The organism is Bartonella sp. AP19HLJMH (genome assembly GCF_042196245.1).
Taxonomy (GTDB): Bacteria; Pseudomonadota; Alphaproteobacteria; order Rhizobiales; family Rhizobiaceae; genus Bartonella.
Genome location: NZ_JBHIPX010000027.1, coordinates 1 through 8,222, shown reverse-complemented (window position 1 = coordinate 8,222; position 8,222 = coordinate 1). Strand labels below are relative to the sequence as shown.

The 8,222-nt window shown below is 41.3% G+C and carries 8 protein-coding genes and 1 pseudogene; all 9 read right to left on the bottom strand.

Annotated features, from left to right (window positions below; genetic code table 11):
• Nucleotides 1-318 precede the first annotated feature (318 nt).
• Complete coding sequence (locus ACFINR_RS08795; protein ID WP_026500686.1) at nucleotides 319-723, bottom strand: hypothetical protein; 405 nt, start codon at nucleotides 721-723, stop codon at nucleotides 319-321.
• 176 nt (nucleotides 724-899) lie between these two features.
• Nucleotides 900-1,301, bottom strand: coding sequence for a hypothetical protein (locus ACFINR_RS08790; RefSeq protein ID WP_375654110.1), 402 nt, complete (start codon nucleotides 1,299-1,301; stop codon nucleotides 900-902).
• A gap of 177 nt (nucleotides 1,302-1,478) precedes the next feature.
• On the bottom strand, nucleotides 1,479-1,883 hold the full coding sequence (locus tag ACFINR_RS08785; RefSeq protein ID WP_375654109.1) for a hypothetical protein: 405 nt from the start codon (nucleotides 1,881-1,883) through the stop codon (nucleotides 1,479-1,481).
• The gene (locus ACFINR_RS08780) at nucleotides 1,880-2,644 is read right to left on the bottom strand and encodes a filamentous hemagglutinin (RefSeq protein ID WP_375654108.1); all 765 of its coding nucleotides are present in this window, start codon (nucleotides 2,642-2,644) and stop codon (nucleotides 1,880-1,882) included. Before ACFINR_RS08780 ends, ACFINR_RS08785 begins: the two co-directional genes overlap by 4 nt.
• 15 nt (nucleotides 2,645-2,659) lie before the next feature.
• The gene (locus tag ACFINR_RS08775; protein WP_375654107.1) at nucleotides 2,660-3,067 is read right to left on the bottom strand and encodes a hypothetical protein; all 408 of its coding nucleotides are present in this window, start codon (nucleotides 3,065-3,067) and stop codon (nucleotides 2,660-2,662) included.
• Nucleotides 3,064-4,950: pseudogene (locus tag ACFINR_RS08770) on the bottom strand (hemagglutinin repeat-containing protein); the annotation flags it as partial. The gene ACFINR_RS08775 and the pseudogene ACFINR_RS08770, both read right to left, overlap by 4 nt.
• Before the next feature lie 83 nt (nucleotides 4,951-5,033).
• The gene (locus ACFINR_RS08765) at nucleotides 5,034-5,510 is read right to left on the bottom strand and encodes a hypothetical protein (RefSeq protein WP_375654106.1); all 477 of its coding nucleotides are present in this window, start codon (nucleotides 5,508-5,510) and stop codon (nucleotides 5,034-5,036) included.
• A gap of 180 nt (nucleotides 5,511-5,690) precedes the next feature.
• Nucleotides 5,691-6,098, bottom strand: coding sequence for a hypothetical protein (locus ACFINR_RS08760; protein WP_375633031.1), 408 nt, complete (start codon nucleotides 6,096-6,098; stop codon nucleotides 5,691-5,693).
• A gap of 20 nt (nucleotides 6,099-6,118) precedes the next feature.
• Nucleotides 6,119-8,222: hemagglutinin repeat-containing protein (locus ACFINR_RS08755; protein ID WP_375654105.1), on the bottom strand; the 2,104-nt coding region annotated here is incomplete at its 5' end.

Sequence of the window (8,222 nt, the reverse complement as noted above, 5' to 3'; positions counted from 1 at the left end):
ACCTTATTAAGGTCCGGTACTCCACATTCTAAAAGTATTTTATTTCTCCATAATGCTGGAGAAAGTGAGGGAATTGAATTAACACATCCAGTGATACTTAACAGAGCTACGCAACTCAATATTTTTAAGATTTTCTTCATTTTTCCCCTCTTTCAATGGATTTATTTACAATAAAAAAGCTCATAAGCTTGTTTATATTTTCTGTCACCGCTTCATTAAAACAACGGTGAACAATATTGAGATGATGGATTGAGAAAACAATCCCGCCGTTCCAAGCAAAGGCACGGAGGGCGGATTGTTGATCATCACAAACAGTGCTTAAGGTTGGCATTCTGGTTTATTTTTATATTTTTGGCAATAAGCACTATTTAAACGCTTCTTGACACTTCGTTTTGGAATGACAGCACCTGGCACACAAATCGGAAGATCTTCGGCATTATAATTTCTACACCGATCTCTCCACTTCCCTCCTAATTTACTATGAAAACCTGCTTGGGTTAGACATGCATAAATAGATGTATTCGCATTTATACTTAACTCTCTATAATCCATCATATAATCATCATGAGGATTCAGCATTCCACATTCTAATAGTGCTTTTTTAATCTCAATCTTATCTTCTCCTAGCTTCTCTAATACATCCACAGCCTGGTAAGGACCTGGAAAACATCCAGCTATAATAAGCAAAGCCAATCCACTCAATAACTTTAAAGTTGCTTTCATTTTTTCTCTCCTTCAATGATTTTTTATGATAAGATTGCTTATAAGCTTGTCGATGTTTTATATTCCTCTGTCCATATCAATTTGAAACATGTTGAGTGCCGATACAATTGGCCCACACACTTATGCAAAAGATAAAAAAACTAAAGATTACTCTTAATCATACCATCATCAAAAAACTACGGTAGACATTCAGGCTTGTTTCTATTTCTTTTACAATGGGGGCTGTTCAGGCGTTTCTTAACACTTCTTTGAGGAATGACAGCACCTGAATGACAAATCGGAAAACGAGCATCAAAAAACTCACACGAACTCAAATATCCGGATTTATATCTAAAACCTGCTTGAACCATGCAAGCTTCAATTAATGCGTTCGCATTTCCGTCTAACTTTCTGTTGTATTCATCACGATTATAAGGTGTTGGCATGCCACATTCTAACAGCGCTTTCCCTATATCAATTGTATTTGCACCAAGCTTATCCCATAATTCCCAAGCTGATAAGGGAACCTCAGCTTTATACTCACATCCAGCTATACTTAACAGAGCTATGCCGCTCAATAATTGCAAGACTTTCTTCATTTTTCCCCTCCTTCAATGGGTTTCTTTACGATAAAACAGCTCATAAACCTGTTGATATTTTCTGTCACCGCTGCTTAAAACAACGGTGAACAATATTGAGATGTTAGATTGAGAAAACAATCCCGCCATTCCAAGCGAAGGCAAGGATGGCGGATTGTTGATCATCACTAGCAAGACTTAAGGTTTGCATTCAGGTGCATTTTTATATTTTTTACAATAAGGGCTGTTTAAGCGCTTCTTGACACTGGGCCTCGGGATCACAGCACCTGGACGACAAATGGGAAGGTTTTCGGCTTTATGATTCTCACACCAAGTCCCTCCCCCCACTTTATCACGAAAACCTGATTGAACCATACAGGCATCAATAGTTGCCCATGCATTGTAGCTGAGTTTTCTGTTTTCTGGATCGACATCATCAGGGGTTGGCATACCACATTCTAACAAGGCTTTTCCTACCTCTGTAAAATCAGTAACACCATTTTTCTCCCACGTAGCTATCTCTCCTAGAGGAGGTTTATCGATATTACATCCAGTTACACTCACCAAAACTATTCCACTTAATAACTTTAAAATGTGTTTCATTTTTTACTCCATGATTTACTTAAAGGAAATTGTTCACGATGAGATGAGCCATAAAACTTTTGGCATTTTGGACCCACATCTCCAAGACAGGTATGGGAGCTTATGGGATTCATGATCACTCTCCACCATTCTGTCCACCAGTTACTACCAGCAGATATTGTCTCATAAGCATAGCCATTGCCACCAATCAATCTGCTTACAACGTCAAATCTATGCCCATCAAAACCAATAGTGGTTTGTTTGCCACCACTCACATAACCTAACAAACCGGATGCCGCCAAAACATTAGCCGCTGGTCCATGGAAACTGATCGTTGTATTGCCTGCTACATCATTTACACCTTCTTGTTTGAAAGAATTCATCATATTAAAGCCTGTCAAACTGCCACGACTATGGGCATCAAAATGCAATCCCGTGTTACCATAGCGAGACATTAGATCTTTTGCTTCTTGTGTTGAATTGGTCAAACCCAAAAAGTTATTTTCCATAAACTTCTGATAACCCGCGACCAGAAGTTCTGAAATAGCAGAATCGGCTTCTGGGAACACAACAAAATAAAGCGGTACATTTTTATTCTCCGCATGTTGCTCTGCATAAACAGCCGCCTCATAGGGTGTTGTAAGAATACCATTGAGGAAAAAATGAACTTTGCCATCAGAACCTTTTTGTAAATTCTGTTGTTCTTCATCCGTTAAATAATGTGCGTGAGGAAACAATCGCGCCATTCCAAGTGAAGGCAAGGATGGCGGATTGTTAATCATCACAAACAGCAAAACTTAAGGCTGGCATTTGCGACTATTTTTATATTCTTTACAAAACGGGCTGTTTAAGCGCTTCTTGACACTGCGCTGTGGTATGACAGCACCTGGACGACATATGGGAAGGTTTTCGGCTCTAAAAGTATAACACCAATTACCTCCCAACTTATCTTTATAACGGAATCCTGCTTGGAGCATGCAAGCATGAATTTTTGCTTTAGCATTAATGCTTATATTTTCACTTTCTGGATCAACATCATAAGGCGTTGGCATACCACATTCTAACAAAGCTTTTCCTACCTCAGTAAAATCAGTAACACTATTTTTCTCCCACATACTCAAATACCCTGGAGCAGGCTTATCAATGTTACATCCAGCGATATTTAACAGAATGAGACCACTTAATAATTTCAAGATTTTCTTCATTTTTTCCTCCCTGAATATTTTGAATAAATTGGCGTACGATTAGGTGAACCATAGCGCGATGTACACGCATAACCTGCATGACCATAACAAGCATGAACACTGGGGTAGCCTTTAAATATTTGCCCTCTCTCTTTCCAGGGACCTCTTCCAGGAGGTATTTGCTCAAAAGTGTAAGGATTTTTGCCAATCTTTGTACCCACAAAGTCATTTTTATGATTTTCCAAGTTTACGTAATCCTGCTTTCCATCACTTAAGATATATAACGTATCTGCCATGTTTTGAGTATTATAAGCTGGTCCAAAGAAATTAATCGTTGTTTTCTTTGCTATACCATGAACACCATGCTTTTCTAAATCATGCGATCCATTGCCCGCTGTCATACTGCCGCGGCTATGCGCATCAGTATGCAATCCTATATTGCCAAGGCTATACAACAGATTCTGGTACTTCTTCGTCGAATTGGTCAGAGCACCCAACTTACCTTCTAGAAAATACTGATACCCTGCAATGAACCCCTCTACCAAGAGCGAATCGCTATGAGGGAACATCAGAAAATAGTGCGGATCATTCTTGTTATCAGCCAACTGAACCGCATTATGGGCTGCTTCATCTGGTGTTGTAAGAATACCATTGAGGAAAACATGAACCTTGCCATCAGAACCTTTTTGTAAATTCTGTTGTTCTTCAGGCGTTAAATAATGATATTGCGGCTGCGGGTTTCCATGGCTATCTTCTATAGGTTCTCCATTTTCATCGGTTGCATAGATCACATTGCCATTTTCATCGTGATCCACAGTAGCCAGATAATGCTCTTTGATAAACATGTTTACAAAGCCCTGTTCAAAGATATTAAATTCTTCATCCGATAAATCATTGATCATATCTACGCGATTATGTACTATCCCCTCAAGCGATGCGACATCTAGCTGTTCTACTGCTTGGTGGGCTGTAGCGGTGTTGCGGTTGAGAGAGCCAATGATTTGTCCAGCATCTTGCCCCATCGCCCTCTGTCCAGTTGTATCAGTAAGGATGATAGTCCCATCACTGATAGCAGATTTGGTTTTCCCTTCTGCTGCATCCTTGGCTTTTCCATGACTTAAAGCATTTTTAGCAATATTTTTTATGATGCCATATTTCCCCTGTTGCAAAGCACCGCCACCAGAAATGCTAAACCCATGGCTGCTGGCTTTAGCATGGGCACTGTTGTTGATATCACTGGTGCTAATGCTTCCTGTGGTCAGGCTGTTTTTATCTGCCGAGGCTGTGCTGGAAATAAGTCCTCCAGTCAGCGTTGTTTTATCTTTAACAATGATATTAAAGCCGCCATCACCAGCTTTGATGCCTGATTGTTCCACAACACTATGATAATCGCTGGAGGATTTATCCTTTTGGAAAGAGGCGCTCATGGAGCCCCCACCACCCGTTTGTCCAGCACCAAACCCAACAGAAACAGAGTTTTGCTTGCTGGAAGTTTGTCCCGTATCACTGCGGCTGGTAATGGCAAAATCACCCCCTACTTCCATTTCTACACGCTCTCCAGAAACCACGGCGCCTGCCAATGTGGTGTTTGCCCCACTCGTGGTATGAACAGTGCCGGTGCCTATAATATGGCTGTTTTTGTGTTGAACTTCCTCACTGGAACCTTCCCCTTGACTAAAAGCAGCACTGCCCGTTGCCCCTGCGCCACCCGTGCCATAACCGGTGCCAACACTCATTGAAGCACTTTCACTGCTGTTTTGTGTGCTTTGCGTGTTTTGTGCACTTTCAAAGGTGATATGTTGCCCTGCTTCTAAGGTGATATTCCTGCTCTGTTCATCATTTTCCAGCACATAGATTGGATTAGTACCAGCGATAATATCAGCGCCAACACCATGAACGCTGCCTTATTTAAAGTGCCACCCGCTTGAATAAAGAAGGAGACAGCTTTGATCCCCTACTTCATTCGTGATTTTATCCAACGACCTTTTTAACGATGGGGAGGACGCTTTGGTGATCGCTTTTGTAAAGCTTTTTGCTTTTGCTGACGTTTTCTTTCATCCTCAAAATGCGTTAGTAAAGCGCGTTCCTGTTTCGTTTTGTTGGTCACACCAAAGGTATCATTGTCCATAAATTGCTGATATCCAGCTAGCATCAAATTAGCTAAAAACGAGTCACTTTTCAGAGGTTGTACAAAATAAAGCCCTTTTGAATCTTGCAATTTATACCGGAAACCTGCTTTTTTCATGCACTCATAAACTGAGGCAAATTCACTCGCATACGAATTCATATCACTAGAAGAAGCATAAACCGGTTTCCAGCCACATTTTGATAAGGATTGTTGGATCATCGCTTTATCGACACCTGGTTTTTCCCATAATGCTAAAGTTGATGGAGGAGGTTGGTTAACACATCCAGCTATATTTAAGAGAGCTATGCAACTCAACAGTTTTAAGATTTTCTTCATTTTTCCCCTCTTTCAATGGATTTATTTACAATAAAACAGAGCTCATAAGCCTGTTGATATTTTATCTCCGTTTTTCAAGACAGTTCTGAACTGAGTTGAGATGGTAAATTGAGAAAACAATCCCGACATTCCAAGCGAAGGCAAGGATGGCGGATTGTTAATCATCACAAACAGCAAAACTTAAGGCTGGCATTTGCGACTATTTTTATATTTTTTACAAAACGGGCTGTTCAAGCGCTTCTTGACACTGCGCTGTGGTATGACAGCACCTGGACGACAAGCCGGAAGATTCTTTCCTTGAAAATTCTCACACCACGTTCCTGCCTCTGTATCTTTATAGCGGAATCCTGATTGAACCATACAAGAATCAATGAAAGCCTTTTTATTTAAACTTAACTTTCTATTTTCTGGATCCTTATCATAAGGGGTTGGCATACCACATTCTAACAATGCTTTTCCTATCTCAGTAAAATCAGTAACACCATTTTTCTCCCATGCGCTCAAATACCCCCCAGGAGTTTTATTAAACTGACATCCTGCAATACCTAACAAAGTTACAGCACTTAATAATTTTAGAGTTTGTTTCATTTTTTCCTCCATGATTTAATTCAAGGTTTTTGTTTTAAATGAGATGAGCCATACCTTTTTTGGCATTTTTGACCCGCATCTCCAAGGCAAGTATGGGAGCTTATGGGATTCATGATCACTCTCCACCATTCTTTCCACCAGTTACTGCCAGCAGGGAGTGTCCCGTAGGTATAGCCATTGCCGCCAATAATTCTGCTGACAAAGTCATATCTATTCCCATCAAAACCAACAATGGTTTGTTTGCTATCACTCACATACCCTAACAGACCGGATGCAACTAAAACATTAAAGGCTGGTCCATAGAGATTGATAGTCGTGTTTTCGTTGGCTATACCGTGAACACCTTCTTGTTTGAAAGAATTCAGCATATTCCCCAATGTCATTGTCCCGCGACTATGTCCATAAAGTTCTAACCCTGTAAGACCATAGCTATACATCAAATCTTTTGCTTCTTGTGTTGAATTGGTCAAACCCCAAAAGTTATTTTCCATAAACTTCTGATAGCCCGCGACTAGAAGTTCTGAGATAGCAGAATCGGCTTGAGGGAACACAACAAAATAAAGCGGTTCATTTTTATCCTTCGCATGTTGCTCTGCATAAACAGCGGCTTCCTCTGGTGGAGTAAAGATGCCATTAAAGGACACATGCACTTTGCCATCAGAGCCTTCTTGCAAATGCTGCTTTTCTTCATCCGTTAAATAATGAAACTTAGGGATTTTTTGTCCACGAGCGTCTTCTATAGGCTCTCCATTTGCATCTATTTTATAGATTATATTACCCTTTTCATCACGGTCGACCACGGCGATGGGGTGCTCTTTGATAAACATGGTTTTATAGGAGTCATCGCTGTATTTAAACCCTTCTTCTAAGAGTTGAGTTGCCATTTCACGATTTTCATGGACGATTTGTTCCAGCTTGCCTGCATCGAGCTGTTGTACACCCTTATGGGCGGTGGCGGTATCACGATTAAGGGAGGCTATGGCTTGTTCCACGTCTTGCCCTGTCAATGCCTTCTGCCCTGCTTCATCAGTAATGACAATGGTGCCATTGCTGATAGCAGATTTGGTATAGCCTTCTTCTGAATCTTTAGCTTTTGAATGATCTAAGACATTTTTAGCAATGTTTTTCCCGACACCATATTTGCCCTGATACATCGGACCACCCGCAGAAATGCTGATCCCATCGCTGCTGGCTTGCGCATGCGCACTGTTGCTGATATCACTGGTGCTAATGCTTCCTGTGGTCAGGCTGTTTTTATCTGCCGGCGCGGTGCTTTCAATAATACCTCCGGTTAGGGTCGTTTTATCTTTAACGTTGATCTTAAAACCACCATCACCCGCTTTGATGCCTGATTGTTCCACAACACTATGATAATCACTAGAGGATTTATCCTTGTTCAAGGAAATATTGGTTGTGGCTGTACCATCCTTTTCTCGGCTATTATAACCAATGGAAACAGAGTTTTGCTTGCTGGAACTTTGTCCCGTATCACTGCGGCTGACAACGGTAAAATCACCCCCTACTTCCATTTCTACAAGCTCTCCAGAAACCACGGCGCCTGCCAATGTGGTGTTTGCCCCACTCGTTGTGTGAACTGTGCCGGTGCCAATAATATGGCTGTTCTTCTGGTGAACCTCCTCACTGGAACCCTTGCCTTTACCAAAAGAAGCATTCCCCATCCACCCTGTACCACCGGTACCATAACTATACCCAACATTCATTGAAGCGCTTTGCGTGTGGTTTTCTGTGCTCTGCGTGTTTTGCGCACTTTCAAAGATGATATCTTTACCTGCTCCCATGGTGATATTCCCGCTCTGTTCATCATTGCTTTGTATCGGGTTTGTACCAGCGATAATATCGGCTCCAACACCATGGATGCTACCTTTGTGGGCTTGCATATTAACAGCGCGTCCTGCTTCTATGCTATCTGTTACCGCTGTAGAGGTCTGAACAGAGGCTTCTGCCTTCTCTGTCTTAAAGCCCACGGTTACGCTAGCAGAAACATCAACAATATCACGAATAGACTGTTTGTTTCCACCTTTCATCCCATTATAAAGACCTTTGCCTTTGCTATAGAGATCATAGCCTTTTAGACCAGCAATAAGACCATTGCCGATTTTGTGT